Origin of the sequence: Carnobacterium sp. FSL E2-0243, from assembly GCF_038003605.1 — a bacterium.
GTDB lineage: Bacteria > Bacillota > Bacilli > Lactobacillales > Carnobacteriaceae > Carnobacterium > Carnobacterium maltaromaticum.
The window spans coordinates 3,297,291-3,315,823 of record NZ_JBBOPM010000001.1 but is presented as its reverse complement, the minus strand read 5'-3'; the positions used below and the strand labels follow the sequence as shown (position 1 = coordinate 3,315,823).

Sequence of the window (18,533 nt, the reverse complement as noted above, 5' to 3'; positions counted from 1 at the left end):
TTTTTCTATATAGCATTATAAGGGATAGGGATTAGAAAAATTAATGAGCTTAATTTAGGTGAAGTGTTCAAATAAAACGCTCATAATTAATGATATAGGGGGAACTATTCAATAATTGTTAATTTACTAATTCCCATGGTCCCCATTGCTCTGTACCAGGGATATTATTTTGAGTCCACCATTTAGCTTTATACGTTTTACCGCCATAAGTGACTGAATCGCCAGCATTATAGGCTTTTGCTGCATCCCAAGCAGGTGCAGTACCTGGATCTGGGACAGTTGTGTCAGCTGTAGTAGTTGCAGCTAGAGTGCCACTTTTAGCTGAACTATTGCCACTGGCATCAAATGCAGTTACTTGATAACTGTATTTAGTTGAAGCAGTTAGTTTTGTATCGCTAAATTTAGGTTCAACCGTTGTACCTACTTCAATACCATCACGATAAATTTTATAACCGGCTACTTTAACATTATCTGTAGAGGCAGTCCAAGTTAAATCAATTTGATTTCCTGTAATAGTACCTGTTTTTAAACCAGTCGGAATGCTCGGTGCTTCTTTGTCACTAGGATCTGGTTGAGGTGTTGTTTGGTCATTTTTAAAAATAAGTTGTTTGCCTAACTCACCACTATTTTTTGCCATTCTTTGTGCTAAATTAATTTCACTAATGCGTGAAACATCTGCTGTTGCTGCACTAGATTTCAAACGGAAAGTATAGCTAGAGCCTTGTGGAATTTGTTGAGCATCGTAAACACCACTTAAATCAATCACAGTGTTGCCATTTGCAACACTCACTTGACCAGCTTTGTAGTCTCCAGCAGATAACACTTCATTGCTGTTTGTTGGAATAGTAAATTTAGGCAATTTAATTGTTTCAAAGGAAAGCTCAGTTGCTTTTAAGACTTCATTGCTTTCATTTGCTTTTTCGTTATTTTTTACTGTGATTTCATATCCAACACCGTTTTCGCTATAAGGTGTTACGGTTACAGCGATGTCTAAAGGTGCATAAATCGTTGTAGAAGTTGGCAATGTTGCATCTCCGAACAAGCCTTTTTTAATACCGGTAGTTAGTTCATCACGTTTTGTTGAAGTAGTTGGTTTATCTTGTGATTGCATCCAAGAGATGACCCCACCTAGTTTTTGGTCTTTTACATATTTTGTTTTAAAATCAATTGAGCGTAGATTGTCAAAGCTGTAAAATTCACCTGTTTTTTTGCTATAAAGATAAGGCGCTTTTGCAACATCATCCCAATATTCAGTTAAGCCATCAGATTTAGTCAATAAAGTTGAAATACTGCGGTAAGCCCAAACTCCACCAGCACGGCCGCCATCACCAGTTGCTAAGGCTTTTTCATTTGGAGCGCCATATGTTGGACTCAAATCAGCATCTTTATTATTTTTTTCAGCTGCTTGGAATAAACCTGGTTGTGCTGTATTTGTTCCCGGAGCAACTTTGTTCCACCCACGAGTATAGAAGGCTGAACCAATAACGATTTTACTTGAATCAACACCTTGTTTTGTTAAATAGTTAACGGTTTGATCAACCGATAAGCCTTGAGCATAATCCGGATCTGCAGGATTTCCGTATAATGAAGTATGATGTCCACTTGTTGGACTCCAGGCACCACGCATGTCATAAGTCATCATATTAGCAAAATCAACAATTTTAAATAATGCTGGAATATCGACCCCATTAGCTAACGTATTTTGTGAAGCGGGAAGAGCCACGGTTAATTCATAGCGTTTTCCAATGTCTGTTCCTTGATTGTCTAAGGCTGTTCTTAAATCTTGTAGCAGAGTGATATAGTTTGCTTTATCAGCAGGTGTCGCATTAGGTGTTCCTTCGTCGTTTTTATTGTCGACTTTATCAGGCTCTCTAACAGAAGCTGGATATTCCCAATCTAAATCAACAAAATCCATATTAGTATATTTAATAAATTTCATGACGTTTGCCACAAAGTTAGCTCTGGCAGTAGGATTGGCAGCAACAGGAGCAAAATTAGCTGATTTTGACCAGCCACCAATAGAAACTCCTAGTTTTAAGTTAGGATTTGCGACTCTTAAATCTTGCAGTGCATTGATAACACCAGCATTAGCTCCGCCCCATTGAACTCCTTCTTGACCAACAGGTGCTCCAACTGCAGCATCTTTATCAGTGAATTTTAAATTGCCACTACTATCAAAGTCCAGAAAAGCAAAATTTAAATGAGTTAATTGGCTAGCAGGAATATCTTTTGGATAAAAGTTACCTTCGCCACCCCAAATCGACCAATCACCGTAATACATCACATTACGATAAGGGGCAGTTGTGGCAGTAGCTTCCGCAGCTTTTGCTGGTAATGGTGCGGCTAAACTACCAATTGTAGTTGTTGCTAATGTTAAAGTAAGTGCTAAAGCGGAGACAGTTCCAAATAATTTACGGTTATTCTTTTTCATTTTTCCACCTCATCTATTTTTTTAGAAAGACTATGATTGATTACTAGATTAGTTTCCATACTTGTGCAGTCCCTGGAGTTTCTCCTTGAGTCCACCACTGTGCTTGATACGTTTTACCTTGATAGATTACTTTATCGCCACCAACATAAATGGCTGTAGCACTCCAAGTTGTTTGTGGTTCTGCGGCTGTTGTTACTTTAAGTGGAGCACTGATAGTTGATTTATTACCAGCAGCATCTACAGCTTGAACAGTGAAATCATAGGCAGTGTTCGCTTTTAAGCTAGTTGCTAGATAATTTGTGCTACGAGTATCTCCTACTAATTGTCCATTTGCAAAAACTAAATATTTGGCAACGCGAACATTATCGGTTGAAGCTGTCCAACTCAGTGACACTTGATTGAATTCAACTTTATCTGCTTTTAATGCAGTCGGTTGCGTAGGTGGTGTTGTATCAGGAATTGGAGTAGTTGATCCAGTTCCAATTAAGTCTGCATATGAGTTAGCAAACCCACCATTATAGCCAACACCAGCACTATTTTTACCTTGATCCCAGTTAACAGACCAAGTCATTAATCCTTTAACAGGGTTTCCATCTGTTTTCAGTTTATCAAAGGCTTGGTAAACTGCTTGTGGATCTTTAACAAAACCAGTAGCTGCGGCATCGTTGTTGGCTGGAATACCTAAAACTAATTTATTAGCAGGAATTTGGATATAACCACGAGTACCATGAATTAGTGAGTCTGCCATATAATAAAGGAATTCAAATTTTTTGCTATCATTATTTTGTGCAATCCAATCACTACCAACAGAAACGCCATCGCCACCTTGATTGTATAGTTGAGGCGCAATGAAATCGTAATAGCCTTCTAATGAAGAAATATATTTTGCATAAGGAGCATTAGGTTTTAGATATGGGAATTCTGGTGCCATTGAGACGATAAAATTTTTACCTTCAGCACGATAATGATCTTTAACTAATTTTAGTGCTGCTGGAATCACAGTTTGATTATCGCCGGCAGTGATTGCTAGTTGTTCTAAGTCGATGTCTAATCCATCAAATCCATAAACTTCAACTAATCGAATGATTTCATTGGCAAATGCTTGTTCCATACCAGAACGCAATTCAATGTGAGCGTCAGCTCCACCAAGGGAAATTAAGACGGGGCGACCTTGTTTATTTAATTCACCAACTTGGGCTCTAAACTCTGCATCAGTTGGACCATCAGGTTTAAAAGTTGGGATGCCAGTACCTTTCATAAATGCGACTGCTACTACGTTGTAAGCTTCGGGTACTTCTCTTAAATCAAGATCTTTAGATGTGCCACGTTGATAGCCATCATTGCCTTTAGATTGCCAACTGTGATAGAAGCCCATTAAGATTTGTTTATTAGAAATATCGGGCATTACGGAAGCGTCATCTGTTGCAGCATGGCTCTTAATTCCATTGAAAGATAAACCTGCTAATATTACTGCACCAGCTAAAAAACCTTTTAAATAAATTCTTTTCTCCATCTTGAAATTCCTCCTACGTTATATTTAAATATGAACAAGCTTTTTAAAACTTGTTTTAAAGGCTTGCATAAGTGTTAATTGCAAATAGCATGCCAAGTTTTGTAGTTATGTAAAACGCTTTCTTAAAGCTTTGCGGGTAACACACTCTTTTTTACACACTAAAAAAACAATTACAATCATTACACAAATATGAAAATGAAGATTTCTTTTTTATTTCCATTTTAATAATAGAAATCGGATAATATTGCTTTTTAGTCAATGGTAGATTTATGGAATTTTACCCTGTTAAACTGGTAAAATTCATTTTAAGAAGAGCACAAAGCTAAAGTAAATAGAGTCTAACAATTAGGGCTAAATAAAGATGTTAAAAGTAAGCGTTTTATCGTAAGGTTAAAGCTATAAAGAAGGAGTAAAAAAATGCTAACAAATGAATCTATTTTTTTAATTAATTCTTTGACAGAACAAAATGGTAAATCGGTAAAAGAACTTGCTAGGCGCTATCAAATTTCACAAAAAAAGCTCTGGTATGAAATTGACCAGATTAATATTGAATTGGCTTTTCTACAGTTGCCAAAAATCCAATTGGAAACTGGTAGGCTAGTTATTTCAAATCAACTGAAAGAAGGGTGGAAGGCAGAAAGAGAACGTTTGAAGCGTCGTGATATTCAGTTTCAAGAGGAACGGATTTATTTAATTATTTTATATACTTTTATCGCTCAAGAAGCTATTTCAAATAGTCATTATCAAGACTTGTTGCAGGTTAGCAAAAATTCAGTCTTATTGGATTTGAAAAAGGTTAAGAGGTTATGTAGTAGCTATCATTTAGAGTTTAGTTATAGTCGAAAAATGGGGTATCATTTTATCGGTTCAGAACAGAATATTCGTAAGTTAGCAGAATATGCAATTAGTAAACTACTCGCTCTTTCAATTGGTGAATGGACATTGACGCTAATTTTTCAACTTTGGCAAATTATTCCTAGTCAACATGAAATTAGTCAAGAACTATTAGCCTTATCAAAAAAATATCAAGTCACTTTTGTGCAAGAACGTTTAACAGAATTTATTTGGTTGCTGTGTTTATTAAAAGTTAGAAAACAAAGGAAAGTCGTTTTATTTAATGCAAAAGAATTAGTATTTATCAAAAAGCAGCCTTTGCATAATTTGGGTCAAGAAGTAGCCAAACAATTATTAGATTCTGATTCAGAAATGGAAGGAGCTTTTGTAACAACGCGACTATTGAGTGCGTTACAGGGGACGAAACAATTTCATCAAGACAAAAAATTTAAAGAGTTAACTATAGCGATTATTGAACGTGTTCAAGTGCTGACAGGTACTATTTACCCTGATAAAAATAGTTTGAGTCGCAGTTTATTTGAACATTTAGTGCCTGCTTATTTCAGAATTTTTTTTGAGATACCTTTAGAAAATCCATACGGTAGTCAAATTAAAAGAGATTATAGTGAACTGTATTATTTGGTAGAGAAAGGGCTGAAACCATTGGCTGAAAGCTTGGGTAAAGCTATTCCTAGTCATGAAATTGCGTATTTTACAATTCATTTTGGCGGACAGTTACCGGTTATAAAACGCCTAGTACCAAGTTTAAGAGCATTAACAATTTGTCCAAATGGAATCAGTTCCTCTTTAATGATGAATGCGCAGTTGAAAGAATTGTTTCCTCAGATTAAATTCCATCCAGTTCATAGTCTTGATCAAGCTAAGTTAATTCCAGAAATAGAGTATGATTTAGTATTTGCGACAACGTATTTTCCAACGACAAAAAAAGTGTATTTGGCTAAACCAATGCTAAATCCTGTTGAAAAAGAGATGTTAAAACGTACGGTTTTAGATGATTTTGAAAACCAAACTGGTTCTCAAGCTGTGGATGTTGCGGCATTAATGAAAATTGTAAAGAAACACACAGAAATAAAAAATGAAAAAGCCTTATATGAATCATTATCTAGCGCGCTTTATGGTATCGATTCAGAGCAACCCCAAGGAGGAAGAACATTGACCGAGTTATTAGAGAAACGTTTTATTCAATTTAGTGATGCAAGTTTAGATTGGCAATCAGCTATTGCTCTTGCAACGGAACCTTTATTAAAAGCAAATTTTGTAACTGAAGCGTATGTTGCTGCAATGATTGAAAATGTGAAAGAAATGGGAGCTTATATTGTGTTGGCTCCTAAAGTAGCCGTGCCGCATGCGAGGCCTGAGGATGGAGTTCAACAATTAGGCATTAGTTTATTACATTTAAGCCAGCCTGTGAATTTTAATTTGACTCAGGAATATGATGAAGAGCGAGAGGTACAGTTGATATTTGTGTTGGCAGCCATTGACAATGTCGGTCATCTTACTGCTCTGAAGCAACTTTCTCAGATTTTAGAGGATGATGAAAAGATTGCTGCTTTAATCGCCACAAAAGATCAAGATCAGCTGTATCAAAAGTTAAAAGATGAGGGAACAGCCAATTGAAAGGGGAGATTTATAATGATTAAAGTTGTAACGGTATGTGGGAATGGGATTGGGAGTAGCTTGATGCTGAAATTAAAATTAGAAGAAATTGCTAAAGAAAATCAAATTGAAATTGATGCAGAATCGATTGACTCCAATGCAGCAGCAGGGAAAGTCGCGGATTTATTTGTAACAGTCAAAGAGTTTGCCGATGTTTTTAAAGATAATCAAAAAGTTGTATTTACAAGAAGTTATATGAATAAGAAAAAAATTAAAGAAGATGTATTGCCAACATTGTTAGAGTTAACGGAAACAAAAAAATAGGGGGCTAAGTAAATGGGGATATTAGAATTTTTAAAAGACGTACTCAGTGAACCGGCGATTTTAATGGGATTGATGGCCATGGTTGGATTAATTGCATTAAAATCACCACTTCATAAAGTGTTGACAGGGACATTAGGTCCAATTCTAGGGTATTTAATGTTGGCGGCTGGTGCTGGAGTTATTTCATCTAATTTAGAGCCGTTGTCTAAAATGATTGAAGTTGGGTTTAAAATCAAGGGAGTCGTGCCAAATAATGAGGCAATTACTTCAGTAGCGCAAGATTTATTAGGTGTCGAGACAATGACAATCTTGATCTTTGGCTTAATTTTCAATCTACTCATTGCTCGCTTTACACGCTATAAATATGTTTTTTTAACTGGTCATCATAGCTTTTTCATGGCGTGTTTATTATCAGCAGTTTTAGGAGCTGTAGGATTTAGCGGTTGGCAAATGATTTTAGTGGGAGGTTTCTTCCTAGGTGCATGGAGCTCAATTTCACCAGCAATTACACAGAAGTTTACTTTGAAGGTGACGGATGGCGATGAAGTAGCGATGGGACATTTTGGTAGTTTAGGCTATTTTGTTGCTGGGGCAATTGGTCAAGCTGTTGGAAAAGGGAGTGCTAGTACCGAAGATATCAAAGTTCCAGAAAAATGGAGTTTTTTAAGAAATACAACCATTTCAACAGCTTTAACAATGGTCGTTTTCTATTTAGTAGCTGCAATTGCAGCAGGACCTGAATTTGTTGCGACTTTATCAAACGGAAAATCGCCTTTTCTTTATGCTATTTTATGCGGCTTACAGTTTGCCGTTGGTGTAGCGATTGTTTACGCAGGAGTCCGCATGATTTTAGCCGATTTAATTCCAGCTTTCCAAGGGATTGCTACAAAAGTAATTCCGAATGCTGTTCCTGCTGTTGACTGTGCTGTTTTTTTCCCGTATGCACCAACTGCTGTAATCCTAGGTTTTGTTAGTAGCTTTATTGGTGGTTTGCTAGGTATGTTCATTTTAGGGTATGCAGGAAGTGTACTCATTATTCCAGGTTTAGTTCCGCATTTCTTCTGTGGCGCAACTGCAGGTGTTTATGGAAATGCAATGGGTGGTAGACGAGGTGCAATTATTGGCGCGTTTGTGAATGGCCTTGGTTTAGCGTTCTTACCGGCATTACTTTTACCAGTGCTAGGAAGTTTAGGATTTAGTAATACGACGTTTGGCGATATTGATTTTGGTGTTATTGGGATTGTATTAGGTAAAGTGGGTGAATGGATGGGTGCTGTTGGTATCTATGGATTGGTAGCAATCCTACTGATTGTACTAATCTTACCAACAATTATACGTCCATCTAAAATAGCGATTAACAATGGCGAAATGGATGTTGATTAATTAGTTTTATGAAATGAAATGGAGGAATTAAAATGACACAAGAATTAACGATTAAGATTTATGCGGATGGAGCCGAAATTGATAAAATGGTGGAAGCCTATCAATCTGGGAAAATAACTGGTTTTACAACGAATCCTTCCCTGATGAAAAAAGCTGGGATTACTAGTTATACGGAATTTGCGGAAAAAGCAGTCGCAGCAATTCCTGATTTACCTATTTCCTTTGAAGTGTTTGCCGATGATTTTGTGACAATGGAACAAGAAGCTGAAAAAATAGCTAGCTTTGGGAAAAATGTATATGTGAAGATTCCTATTTCAACAACTAATGGTGAATCCTCAATTCCACTAATTAAAAAACTTTCTGAAAAAGGTCTCTCATTAAATGTAACAGCTATCTTAACAATTGAACAAGTGACAGAAACAGTTGCAGCCTTTAAAGAAGGAACAGAGAATATTGTCTCAGTTTTTGCTGGACGTGCTGCGGATACGGGCGTTGATCCGATGCCGTTAATGCGGAAAGCTGCTGAGATATGCCATAGTAAGCAAGGTACAGAACTTTTATGGGCCAGTTCTCGTGAAGTCTTAAATATTTTTCAGGCGCAAGAAGCAAAAGCGGATATTATCACATGTACGCCCGAAATTTTGGCAAAACTACCGATGATTGGGATGGATTTAAAAGAATTGTCCTTAGATACAGTTAAACTATTTAATCGGGATATACGTGCTCTAGGATATTCTATACTTTAATAGATAGTTAGCTAAAAACTCTACTTAAACGAGATGAAAAAATCGTTTAGGTGGAGTTTTTACATAGTGAAACTTAAAGGATTTAAAAAGTTAGATAAAGAGAGTTTTTGTGTTTAGTTAGGAATTAAAACTAAATTAAGTTGAAAATGAAATCTTAATAATTCATAAATGAAGCTCGAAAGATGATAGGTACAACACCTTGACTAGCTAGTAATGATTTGACACTTGTTTGTAACCAAAAAGAAAATTATAAAGTTGGAAAACTGTGCTATACTACAAAAAGTAAGTATAATTGCTAGATAAGATAGCTACTTAAGATAGTAGCGAAGGAATGTACAGGGGGAAATAAATTTGACTAAAAAAGTTATCCAAACAGTTTTGTTGATTGCGTTATTTGCAACGCCAATTGTCACAACTACAACTGTTTTTGCTGAAGATTTTGATACAAAAATTCAAGAGCAAGATAAAAAAATTAATGAACTTAAAAATGAATCACAAAATACAAAAACCGACTTAGAAAAAATAACAACAAACGTGACTCAAAATGAAGAAAAATCCAAACAAATTTTAGTCGATATGCAAGCGACTCAAAATAAGATGGATACATTGCAACAAGAGAATCAAGAATTGACGGTAAAAATTGATCAACGTGAAGACCAGCTAGAAAAACAAGCTCGTGTTGTTCAAGTAAATGGAGATACGCAAAATTACATAGATTTTGTGTTAGAGGCAAAGTCAATGTCGGATATCATTGGACGGGTAGATGTTGTCGCACAGATGGTTTCAGCTAACCGAGCAATGGTTAAACAACAGGCAGATGACAAAGCGCAAGTCGTAAAACAAGAAAAAGAAGTAGCGAAAAAGAGTGATGAACAAAAGGTTTTAGCAGCAGATTTAGCTAAAACTCAAGAGAAATTGCAAACACAAAAACTAGAAAAAGAATCAATTGTCGCTCAAATAGCAGCAGATACTGCGACCGCAGAAGGCGATAAGAATAAATTTTTAGCCCAAAAAGCAGCAGCAGAAAAAGAAGCTGAAGACTTGAGAATTGCCAAAGTTGCAGCTGACAAAAAAGCGTCTGAAGATGCTGAAGCTGCACGTGTTGTCCAATTAGCTAATGCTAAAGCAGCAGAAGCGGCTAAGAATACAACAGTTGCAGCAGCTCCACCAGCTGAAAATCCACAAGGTGGAGGAACGCCATCTGTTAGTACGGGGGCATACGGGAGACCGACTAATGCTCCAGTGTCTTCTTCTTATGGACCTCGCTCTGGATATGATGCCAATGGATTCCACAAGGGAATTGATTTTGGCGGTGCGGTAGGTACGCCTATCTATGCTTCAATGTCTGGCCGAGTAGTGATTGCCCAATATGACGGGATGCCTGTTTCTGGCTATGGAATCGCAACAGTCATCCAACATGACAATGGAACATGGACTCTCTATGCTCATCAATCATCACAGTCTGTTAAGGTTGGGGATGTTGTGACTAAAGGTCAACAGATTGGTGCAATAGGTGCTACAGGCCAAGTTGATGGCGCACATTTACATTTTGAAATTAGAACGGCTCAAGATGGCGGAATGGGTAATGTTGTTGATCCTGCTCCTTTATTAGGCTTATAAGAGTTGTCCAAAATAAATGTAGCGAAGTAAGAAAAAGTTTTGATTAAAATATAATGAGTTTTAGAAGTATGAATGCCATGCTACTCTAAGGTTTTGGAAGAGAAGCTTGGCATTTATGCTGAAGTAGTTAGATAAAAAAATAAAAAAACAATTGACAGATGCCCAAAAGTTTTCTATACTAGGGTCAATTCAAAAATTTAGTTATGGAGTGAACGGACATGAATCTTTCTAAAAATAATAAACGACAATTGAATAATCGTTACTTTAGCTATTTTAGGTAGGTTTGTAGTCATGTTACTCATGGATGCAAACACAAACACTGTTTGTATCTATGATGGCTAGGGAATTTTAAGTTGACCAAATTCGCCACATAGATTCGTAAGAAAATCTATTGTGGCTTTTATATTTTTTACAAGAGGCGTAGTACCCTTTCGTAAGAGGAGCATCCACTTTAGATTTTTGATAAATCTGAATGGGATGCTTTTTTTGTTAGCTAGGTTCTACTTGTAACGTCACTAAGTTTTATGAAAGTCTGTATTGAGGCTAGTTTTTTTGAATAAGCGAGGAGGAAGTTTAATATGTCAGAAAGAATTACTGGACACACGGAGTTAATTGGTTTATTTGCAACACCGATTCGACATAGCATTTCACCACAAATGCACAATGAATCTTTTGCAAGATTAGGATTAGATTATGCTTATCTAGCATTTGAAGTTGGGAAAGAAGAACTTCCAGCAGCGATTCAATCGATTAAAACATTAGGTATGCGTGGCGCCAATTTATCGATGCCAAACAAACAGCTAGCTTGTCAGTATATGGATCATTTATCACCAGCCGCTAAAATGGCAGGAGCTATTAATACAATCGTCAATGATGATGGAGTTTTAACTGGACATATCACAGATGGTACAGGTTTTATGAGTAGCTTAGAAATGAATGGTATTTCAATTATTGGCAAACAAATGACTATTCTGGGTGCCGGCGGAGCAGCAACTGCGATTCTAATTCAAGCAGCACTTGATGGCGTTGGAAAAATTTCTGTTTTTAATGCGAAAGATGCATTCTTTGCAACAGCAGCTGATAAAATTGCTAGTATTAAAGCGGAAACGGGTTGCGATATTCAGCTACATGATCTAGCGGATGAAGACTTATTACGTCAAGAAATAGCTGCTAGTGCTATACTTGTAAATGCAACAGGAGTAGGAATGAAACCTTTAGAAGGGCAGTCGTTAATTACTGATGCGAGTCTGTTGCGTTCAGATTTAGTTGTAGCAGATGTGATTTATACACCTAGTGAAACAGCACTTTTAAAATTAGCGAAGGCACAAGGCTGTCAAACTTTAAATGGTTTAGGCATGCTAATTGGCCAAGGAGCAGCTGCTTTTAAACTATGGACAGGCAAAGAAATGCCAGTAGCAGAAATTAAAGAATTACTATTTTAATTAGATAGATTAAAAATAAAACGGACTAGAAAGCATAGCTTTCTTAAAACAGGAGGAATTATCAATGATTATTATTATGAAATCAGGAGCAACTTTAGAAGAAATTAATGCGGTTGTGTCACGCGTGAAAGAAGAAGGCTTAAATGTACAAATGAACGATGGCGAAGAAAGAATGGTTATTGGCGTCATTGGGGATACAAGTAGAGCACATGATTTACCATTTGCTAGCTACGATGGTGTAGATCGTACAGTTCAAATATCCTCTACCTACAAATTAACCAGTCGTGAATTCCATCCAAGCCCAACGGTTATTGATGTTGGTGGCGTTAAAATTGGTGATGGTAATTTAGTTGTGATGGCAGGTCCTTGTTCAGTTGAATCAAGAGAACAAATTATTGAAACAGCTAAAATTGTAAAAGCAGGTGGAGCACAATTCTTGCGTGGTGGAGCATTTAAACCTAGAACGTCCCCTTACGCTTTCCAAGGTTTGAAAGAAGAAGGACTAAAATACATGCGTGAAGCAGCTGATTTAACTGGTTTGAAAGTTATTACTGAAGTCATGGATGTTGAAAACTTGCCATTAGTTTGTAAGTACGCAGATATGTTACAAGTTGGAGCACGAAATATGCAAAATTTCCAATTACTTCAAGCGATTGGAAAAACTGGTATGCCTGTAGCTTTAAAACGTGGTATTTCAGGAACGATTGATGAGTGGATTCATGCAGCAGAATACATTGCTAATGAAGGCAACTTTAATATTCTTTTCGTAGAACGTGGAATTCGTTCATACGAACCATACACTCGTAACACATTTGATTTAAGTGCTGTACCGGCAATTAAAAAATTAAGTCACTTCCCAATCATGGTTGATCCAAGTCATGGAACAGGCAGATGGGATATGGTAACACCGATGGCGATGGCAGGAGTTGCTGCTGGGGCGGATGCATTGATGGTTGAGATTCACCCTGAACCAGAAAAAGCATTATCTGATGGACCTCAATCATTAACTCCTGAAAACTACATGGATATGATGAATAAAGTCACAAAACTATCTGCAATGCTGAAAGAAATTTAAATCTAAACAAGTTAGGAGCTGAAAATCAATGGAAATCAAAGTAACATTACCACATCATAGTTATCTTTTACAGATCCAAGCTGGCTTATTAGAGCAATGCGGGGATTGGGTTAAAAGCTTATGGGCACCACAAAGGATTGTAATTGTAACAGACGAAAATGTTCAGAAGCTATATGGTCAGAAAGTTTTAGAAAGTGTGAACGCAGCAGGTTTTGAAGCTAGTTTGGCTGTTGTTCCTGCTGGAGAAACGAGTAAAAACTTGGCTGTAGCAGAAGAACTGTATGAGGCATTTTTAACAGCCGGTTTGACAAGAAGCGATGGTGTGATTGCTTTGGGTGGTGGTGTTATCGGCGATTTAGCTGGATTTGTTGCTTCTACTTACTTGCGAGGATTGCATTTTCTACAAATTCCAACAACGTTGTTAGCGCAAGTTGACAGCAGCATTGGCGGAAAAACCGCAGTTAATTTGAAACAAGGAAAAAATATGGTTGGAACTTTTTCTCAACCAGATGGAGTTTTGATTGATCCTTTAACGCTAAATACGCTAGAGCCAAGACGAGTTCGAGAAGGAATTGCTGAAATTGTAAAATCAGCGGCAATTGCCGATTTAGGTTTGTGGCACTTACTATCTAGCTTTAAAGATGAAACTGAATTGTTAGAGCATGCTGAAACGGTTATTGCTGCATGTTGTGAGGTTAAGCGTAAGGTTGTAGAAGAAGATGAATTAGACACGGGAAATCGTTTGAAATTAAATTTTGGTCATACTATTGGTCACGGCTTAGAGCAAGTAGCAGGCTATGGAGTTTGTACACATGGCGAGGCAGTTGCGATAGGGATGATTCAAATGAATCAAGTGGCAGAAATGAAGGGTTTGACTGCAGCTGGAACGACAGAAAAGTTAAAACAAATGCTACAAAAATTTCATTTACCAATTGAATGGACACCATGGGAACCAGTAAAATTAATGGCAGCGATGGTTCATGATAAAAAAGCCAGTGGAGATACAGTTCGAATTATTCAATTAAAAGACATTGGAGAAGCGACTATCGTAAAAATTCCTTTGTCCGAACTAGGTGAGTACGTAAATAAGGTGTGAAAAAAAGTTGTTCGGCTTGGGTAGCAAGTGAAAAGCAGAGGAGGATATAGATTATGAGATATTTAACAGCAGGGGAATCGCATGGTCCTGGATTAACAGCAATTATTGAAGGACTTCCGGCGGGAACGCCGTTATTAACGGAAGATATTAATAAAGAACTAGCTCGTCGTCAAGCAGGATATGGGCGTGGTGGTCGTATGAAAATTGAAAAAGATCAAGCTATTATTACTGCTGGAATTAGACACGGTGAGGCTCTAGGCTCTCCGATTGCTTTAACGGTTGAAAATAAAGATTGGAAAAATTGGAAAACAGTGATGAGTATCGAACCAATTGAGGAAGAGAAGGTTGGTCAACGTCGTGTATCTAAACCACGTCCAGGTCATGCTGACTTAGTTGGTGGAATTAAATACGGTCATCGTGATTTAAGAAATATTTTAGAACGCTCAAGTGCTAGAGAAACAACGGTACGTGTGGCTGTTGGCGCGATTGCTAAAAAATTATTACATGAATTAGGTATTGAAGTAGTGGGACATGTTGTTGAAATTGGTGGAGTTCAAGCCAATTTGAAAAATAAATATACCATTGATGAAATTCGTGAAGGCTCTGAAAACTCACCTGTTCGTTGCTTAGATCCTGAGGTTGAACAAGAAATGATGGATAAGATTGATGAAGCGAAGAAAAAAGGCGATACAATTGGTGGCGTTGTAGAAGTCGTTGTTGGTGGTGTGCCAGCTGGACTGGGTAGTTATGTTCAATGGGATAAAAAATTAGATGCTAAGATTGCTCGAGCAATTGTGAGTATTAATGCTTTTAAAGGTGCTGAATTTGGTGTTGGGTTTGATATGGCTCGTAAACCAGGTAGTGAAGTTATGGATGAAATTCTTTGGGATGAAAATACAGGCTACACGCGTGGGAGCAATAACCTAGGTGGTTTTGAAGGTGGAATGACAAACGGAATGCCGATTGTAGTTCGTGGCGTGATGAAACCCATTCCGACATTATACAAACCGTTAATGAGTGTGGATATTGATACAAAAGAAGAATATAAAGCGAGTATTGAACGCTCAGATAGTTGTGCTGTTCCAGCTGCAAGTGTGGTTGCCGAAGCTGTTGTTGCTTGGGAAGTAGCTGAAGCGGTGTTAGATAAATTTGATGGGGATTCTTTTGAACGGTTGAAAGCTGAAGTTGCTGAATACCGCCGCTATGCGAATAACTTTTAAAGGATAAAGTTACTAGGTATCAAGGCTAGTTTTTATGAGCCAGCCCTTCGGAAAAAAGATAAAATCCCCACAAAGTAAAAAGATACTTTGAGTGTATTTTTCTATTTTTCTGCCAGGTCTAAACGGCTCAACAAACTTTTTATCAAGGCTAGTTTTTATGAGCCAACTCTTCGAGAAAAAGATAAAATTTCGAGGTGACAAAAAGCGTCACATCAAATTTCCCTATTTTCTTGCCAGAGCTAAACGGCTCAACAAACTTTTTATATAGGGGGTGGAATTGTTGGAAAAGCAGCAAGTTTTGATTGTGGGATTAGGTCTAATAGGGGGCTCAATCGCCTTAGATATAAAAAAGGAACATCCAAATACTGAAATTATTGGTTTAGATATTCAAACAGACTCACTCGTTATGGGGCATAAACTAGGTATAATTGACACAATTGGCACAGATTTGGCTAACGAAGCACCTAAAGCTGATTTAATTATTTTCTGTTGTCCAGTGAAACAAACGGAGCTTCTAATTAAAGAATTAGTTAGGCTCCCTTTAAAAGCATCTGTTTTGGTTACGGATACGGGAAGCACGAAAAGTAGCATCGTTGAAACTGCAGAAATATTGGGGGCTGCCGGGATTGCTTTTATTGGTGGTCATCCAATGGCTGGATCGCATAAGTCAGGTGTAATTGCCGCTAAAATTGACCTTTTTGAAAATGCGTATTATTTATTAACGCCAGCGTCAATGGATGAGCAAAATAAATTAGCTGTTGCCCAACTACAAGAGTGGCTGAAAGGTACAAATGCTAAGTTTATGGTTTTATCTCCACTAGAACATGATGAAATTACAGGTATGTTAAGTCATTTGCCTCATATTATTGCTGCAGGGTTAGTCAATCAAACAACGGAATTTTCTGATATTCATCCTCAAGCACGACGTTTAGCTGCAGGTGGTTTTAGAGATATGACTAGAATTGCTTCATCCGATCCAGTGATGTGGACGGATATCTTATTAACGAATAAAACTGTGCTGTTAGAGCTTTTAGATGACTGGAAAAGTTCAATTGGAGAAATGATGGGTTATCTTAAAGATGAAAATCATACGGCTATCTATCGCTTTTTTGATGAAGCTAAAGAAACTCGTGATGCGATGCCAATTCATAAAGATGGAGCATTGCCAGCCTTTTTCGATTTATTTGTAGATGTACCTGATTATCCTGGAATTATTTCTGAGGTTACTGGCTATTTAGCCGAGGAAGAAATTAGTGTTATTAATTTGAAAATTTTGGAAACTCGAGAAGATATTAATGGTATCTTACAATTAACGTTCCAAAATCAAGCAGATTTAGAGCGTGGTAAAGCTTGTCTAAAAAATAAAAGTAGCTATCGATGCTATGAAAAATAAGTAGGGATTAAATGAAACTAGTAACGAATAAGAACAATTTGAAAGGGACAATAAAAGTTCCTGGCGACAAATCAATGTCTCATCGCAGCATTATGTTTGGTTCAATTGCAGAAGGAACGACACGGATTAAGCATTTCTTACGAGCAGATGACTGTATGAGTACGATTGCTGCTTTTAGAGCACTTGGTGTGGAAATCGAAGAAACTCCAGAAGAAATTATTGTTTATGGTAAAGGCTGGGATGCATTAAAAGCTCCAACCGAAGCTATTGACATTGGCAATTCAGGAACAACGATTCGATTACTGATGGGAATTCTAGCGGGGCGTGATTTTGAAAGCACGCTATTTGGAGATGAATCCATAGCGAAACGTCCGATGAATCGTGTCATGCTTCCATTAAATCAAATGGGTGCTCATTGTGTTGGTAGTCATGAAACTGAATTTCCGCCAGTGACTGTTCGGGGCACAACGTCTTTACACCCAATCAGCTATCAAATGCCAGTCTCTAGTGCGCAAGTGAAAAGTGCCATTTTATTTGCTGCGTTACAAGCCGATGGAGAAACAACCATTATTGAGAAAAAGAAAACACGAGATCATTCAGAGCATATGATTCGTCAATTTGGTGGAGAGATTTTTGTAGATGACTTGACAATTAAAGTTAAAGGGAAGCAAAAATTCACAGGGCAAACGATGACAGTACCTGGCGATATTTCATCCGCAGCGTTCTTTATAGTTGCCGGTTTAATCGCTTCTAATAGCCAGATTTGTTTAACAAATGTGGGCTTAAATCCAACTAGAACCGGAATTATCGACGTCGTTGAGCAAATGGGTGGTAAGTTAACCATTAGCGATGCTAGCCGTGATACAGGGAAACTAGCAGGCACAATCACAGTTGAAACTAGCCAGTTAAAAGGTGTTGAAATTGGTGGAGACTTGATTCCTCGTTTAATTGATGAATTACCTGTAATAGCTTTATTAGCGACTCAAGCAGAAGGCATCACGATTATTAAAGATGCAGCTGAATTAAAAGTGAAAGAAACCAATCGGATTGATGCAGTGGTCCGTGAGTTAACCACATTAGGGGCTAAGATAGAAGCGACTGATGATGGTATGATTATCTATGGAAAAACAAAATTACATGGTGGGGAAGTAACCAGCTATGGCGATCATCGAATCGGAATGATGCTTCAAGTGGCAGCTTTAATTATAGATGATGGTGAAGTTGAATTGGAAAAAGCTGAGGCTGTTTCTGTTTCTTATCCGGAATTCTTTAAGGATATCGTCTCATTGTGTAACTAAAATAGGATCGGGGCTGAATACAAATGGATCAGATTATATTAACGGGTTTTATGGGAGCTGGAAAAACAACCGTTGGAGAGATTCTCTCAGAGTTGACAGCTCTTCCTCAAATTGACATTGATAGTGAAATTATTGCAGAGCAAGGTTGTCCAGTATCGGAAATATTTGAACAAAAGGGCGAGCAAGGATTTCGTGATTTAGAGCACCAAAAATTAAAAGAAGTACTTCAAAAAAAAGCGATTATTTCTACCGGTGGTGGAATTGTTTTACGACCTGAGAATCGTGAGGTGCTTAAGAGTTTCTCACCTGTAATCTATTTAAAAACAGATCCAGCAATTTTTTTAGAGCGTTTAGAAGGAGATACTACGAGGCCTTTAGTGCAAGAAAAAACACCTGCTGAAATTCGTGCTATTTTTGAACCACGAATTCAGCTCTATGAAGAGACCGCCGATTTTATCATTGAAACAGATGAGCTAAATCAAGCAGAAGTCGCAGCGGCTATTCTAAAAGTATTAGCTGAGCAATAAAAAGTATATGAACA

General features: G+C 37.4%; 14 protein-coding genes. 12 read left to right on the top strand and 2 right to left on the bottom strand.

Features of this window, described 5'->3' with window-relative positions; translation table 11 throughout:
* Positions 1 to 118: 118 nt before the first annotated feature.
* Both MHI00_RS15570 and MHI00_RS15565 read right to left on the bottom strand, forming a co-directional pair.
* Complete coding sequence (locus tag MHI00_RS15570; protein WP_341114771.1) at positions 119 to 2,431, bottom strand: glycosyl hydrolase family 18 protein; 2,313 nt, start codon at positions 2,429 to 2,431, stop codon at positions 119 to 121.
* A 43-nt stretch (positions 2,432 to 2,474) separates the two neighbouring features.
* Positions 2,475 to 3,944 carry a glycosyl hydrolase family 18 protein gene (locus MHI00_RS15565; protein WP_057001032.1) on the bottom strand — a complete coding sequence of 490 codons (1,470 nt, stop codon included), beginning with the start codon at positions 3,942 to 3,944 and terminating at the stop codon, positions 2,475 to 2,477.
* 417 nt (positions 3,945 to 4,361) lie between these two features.
* Here MHI00_RS15565 and MHI00_RS15560 point away from each other — a divergent pair, with 417 nt between their 5' ends.
* The 12 genes from MHI00_RS15560 to MHI00_RS15505 all read left to right on the top strand — a co-directional run bounded on the left by MHI00_RS15560 (position 4,362) and on the right by MHI00_RS15505 (position 18,519).
* The gene (locus MHI00_RS15560; RefSeq protein ID WP_341114768.1) at positions 4,362 to 6,416 is read left to right on the top strand and encodes a BglG family transcription antiterminator; all 2,055 of its coding nucleotides are present in this window, start codon (positions 4,362 to 4,364) and stop codon (positions 6,414 to 6,416) included.
* A 15-nt stretch (positions 6,417 to 6,431) separates the two neighbouring features.
* Positions 6,432 to 6,719: a PTS sugar transporter subunit IIB gene (locus MHI00_RS15555; RefSeq protein ID WP_010053631.1), complete on the top strand. Its 288-nt coding sequence runs from the start codon at positions 6,432 to 6,434 to the stop codon at positions 6,717 to 6,719.
* A 12-nt stretch (positions 6,720 to 6,731) separates the two neighbouring features.
* On the top strand, positions 6,732 to 8,102 hold the full coding sequence (locus MHI00_RS15550; RefSeq protein ID WP_015075294.1) for a PTS ascorbate transporter subunit IIC: 1,371 nt from the start codon (positions 6,732 to 6,734) through the stop codon (positions 8,100 to 8,102).
* Positions 8,103 to 8,134: 32 nt separating this feature from the next.
* Complete coding sequence (locus MHI00_RS15545) at positions 8,135 to 8,848, top strand: transaldolase (protein WP_010053633.1); 714 nt, start codon at positions 8,135 to 8,137, stop codon at positions 8,846 to 8,848.
* 351 nt (positions 8,849 to 9,199) lie between these two features.
* On the top strand, positions 9,200 to 10,468 hold the full coding sequence (locus tag MHI00_RS15540) for a murein hydrolase activator EnvC family protein (protein WP_341114764.1): 1,269 nt from the start codon (positions 9,200 to 9,202) through the stop codon (positions 10,466 to 10,468).
* Between the two features lie 578 nt (positions 10,469 to 11,046).
* Entirely contained in the window at positions 11,047 to 11,910 is an 864-nt protein-coding gene (locus tag MHI00_RS15535) for a shikimate dehydrogenase (RefSeq protein WP_057001029.1), read from the top strand.
* A 64-nt stretch (positions 11,911 to 11,974) separates the two neighbouring features.
* Positions 11,975 to 12,985, top strand: coding sequence for a 3-deoxy-7-phosphoheptulonate synthase (gene aroF / locus MHI00_RS15530; RefSeq protein ID WP_015075297.1), 1,011 nt, complete (start codon positions 11,975 to 11,977; stop codon positions 12,983 to 12,985).
* Positions 12,986 to 13,013: 28 nt separating this feature from the next.
* Complete coding sequence (aroB, locus tag MHI00_RS15525) at positions 13,014 to 14,081, top strand: 3-dehydroquinate synthase (protein ID WP_317913247.1); 1,068 nt, start codon at positions 13,014 to 13,016, stop codon at positions 14,079 to 14,081.
* Positions 14,082 to 14,134: 53 nt separating this feature from the next.
* Positions 14,135 to 15,301, top strand: coding sequence for a chorismate synthase (aroC, locus tag MHI00_RS15520; RefSeq protein ID WP_010053641.1), 1,167 nt, complete (start codon positions 14,135 to 14,137; stop codon positions 15,299 to 15,301).
* Positions 15,302 to 15,578: 277 nt separating this feature from the next.
* A complete protein-coding gene (locus MHI00_RS15515; protein WP_081039705.1) occupies positions 15,579 to 16,694 on the top strand; it encodes a prephenate dehydrogenase in 1,116 nt (371 codons plus the stop codon).
* Positions 16,695 to 16,705: 11 nt separating this feature from the next.
* A complete protein-coding gene (gene aroA, locus MHI00_RS15510) occupies positions 16,706 to 17,992 on the top strand; it encodes a 3-phosphoshikimate 1-carboxyvinyltransferase (RefSeq protein ID WP_057001026.1) in 1,287 nt (428 codons plus the stop codon).
* A 23-nt stretch (positions 17,993 to 18,015) separates the two neighbouring features.
* Entirely contained in the window at positions 18,016 to 18,519 is a 504-nt protein-coding gene (locus MHI00_RS15505) for a shikimate kinase (RefSeq protein WP_341114759.1), read from the top strand.
* Positions 18,520 to 18,533 lie beyond the last annotated feature (14 nt).

Coding starts and splice junctions, on each gene's coding strand:
- MHI00_RS15545 (WP_010053633.1), top strand. CDS start 8,135: ATGACACAAGAATTAACGATTAAGATTTATGCGGATGGAGCCGAAATT.
- MHI00_RS15565 (WP_057001032.1), bottom strand. CDS start 3,944: ATGGAGAAAAGAATTTATTTAAAAGGTTTTTTAGCTGGTGCAGTAATA.
- MHI00_RS15505 (WP_341114759.1), top strand. CDS start 18,016: ATGGATCAGATTATATTAACGGGTTTTATGGGAGCTGGAAAAACAACC.
- MHI00_RS15535 (WP_057001029.1), top strand. CDS start 11,047: ATGTCAGAAAGAATTACTGGACACACGGAGTTAATTGGTTTATTTGCA.
- aroA (WP_057001026.1), top strand. CDS start 16,706: ATGAAACTAGTAACGAATAAGAACAATTTGAAAGGGACAATAAAAGTT.
- aroC (WP_010053641.1), top strand. CDS start 14,135: ATGAGATATTTAACAGCAGGGGAATCGCATGGTCCTGGATTAACAGCA.
- MHI00_RS15570 (WP_341114771.1), bottom strand. CDS start 2,431: ATGAAAAAGAATAACCGTAAATTATTTGGAACTGTCTCCGCTTTAGCA.
- aroB (WP_317913247.1), top strand. CDS start 13,014: ATGGAAATCAAAGTAACATTACCACATCATAGTTATCTTTTACAGATC.
- MHI00_RS15560 (WP_341114768.1), top strand. CDS start 4,362: ATGCTAACAAATGAATCTATTTTTTTAATTAATTCTTTGACAGAACAA.
- MHI00_RS15550 (WP_015075294.1), top strand. CDS start 6,732: ATGGGGATATTAGAATTTTTAAAAGACGTACTCAGTGAACCGGCGATT.
- aroF (WP_015075297.1), top strand. CDS start 11,975: ATGATTATTATTATGAAATCAGGAGCAACTTTAGAAGAAATTAATGCG.
- MHI00_RS15555 (WP_010053631.1), top strand. CDS start 6,432: ATGATTAAAGTTGTAACGGTATGTGGGAATGGGATTGGGAGTAGCTTG.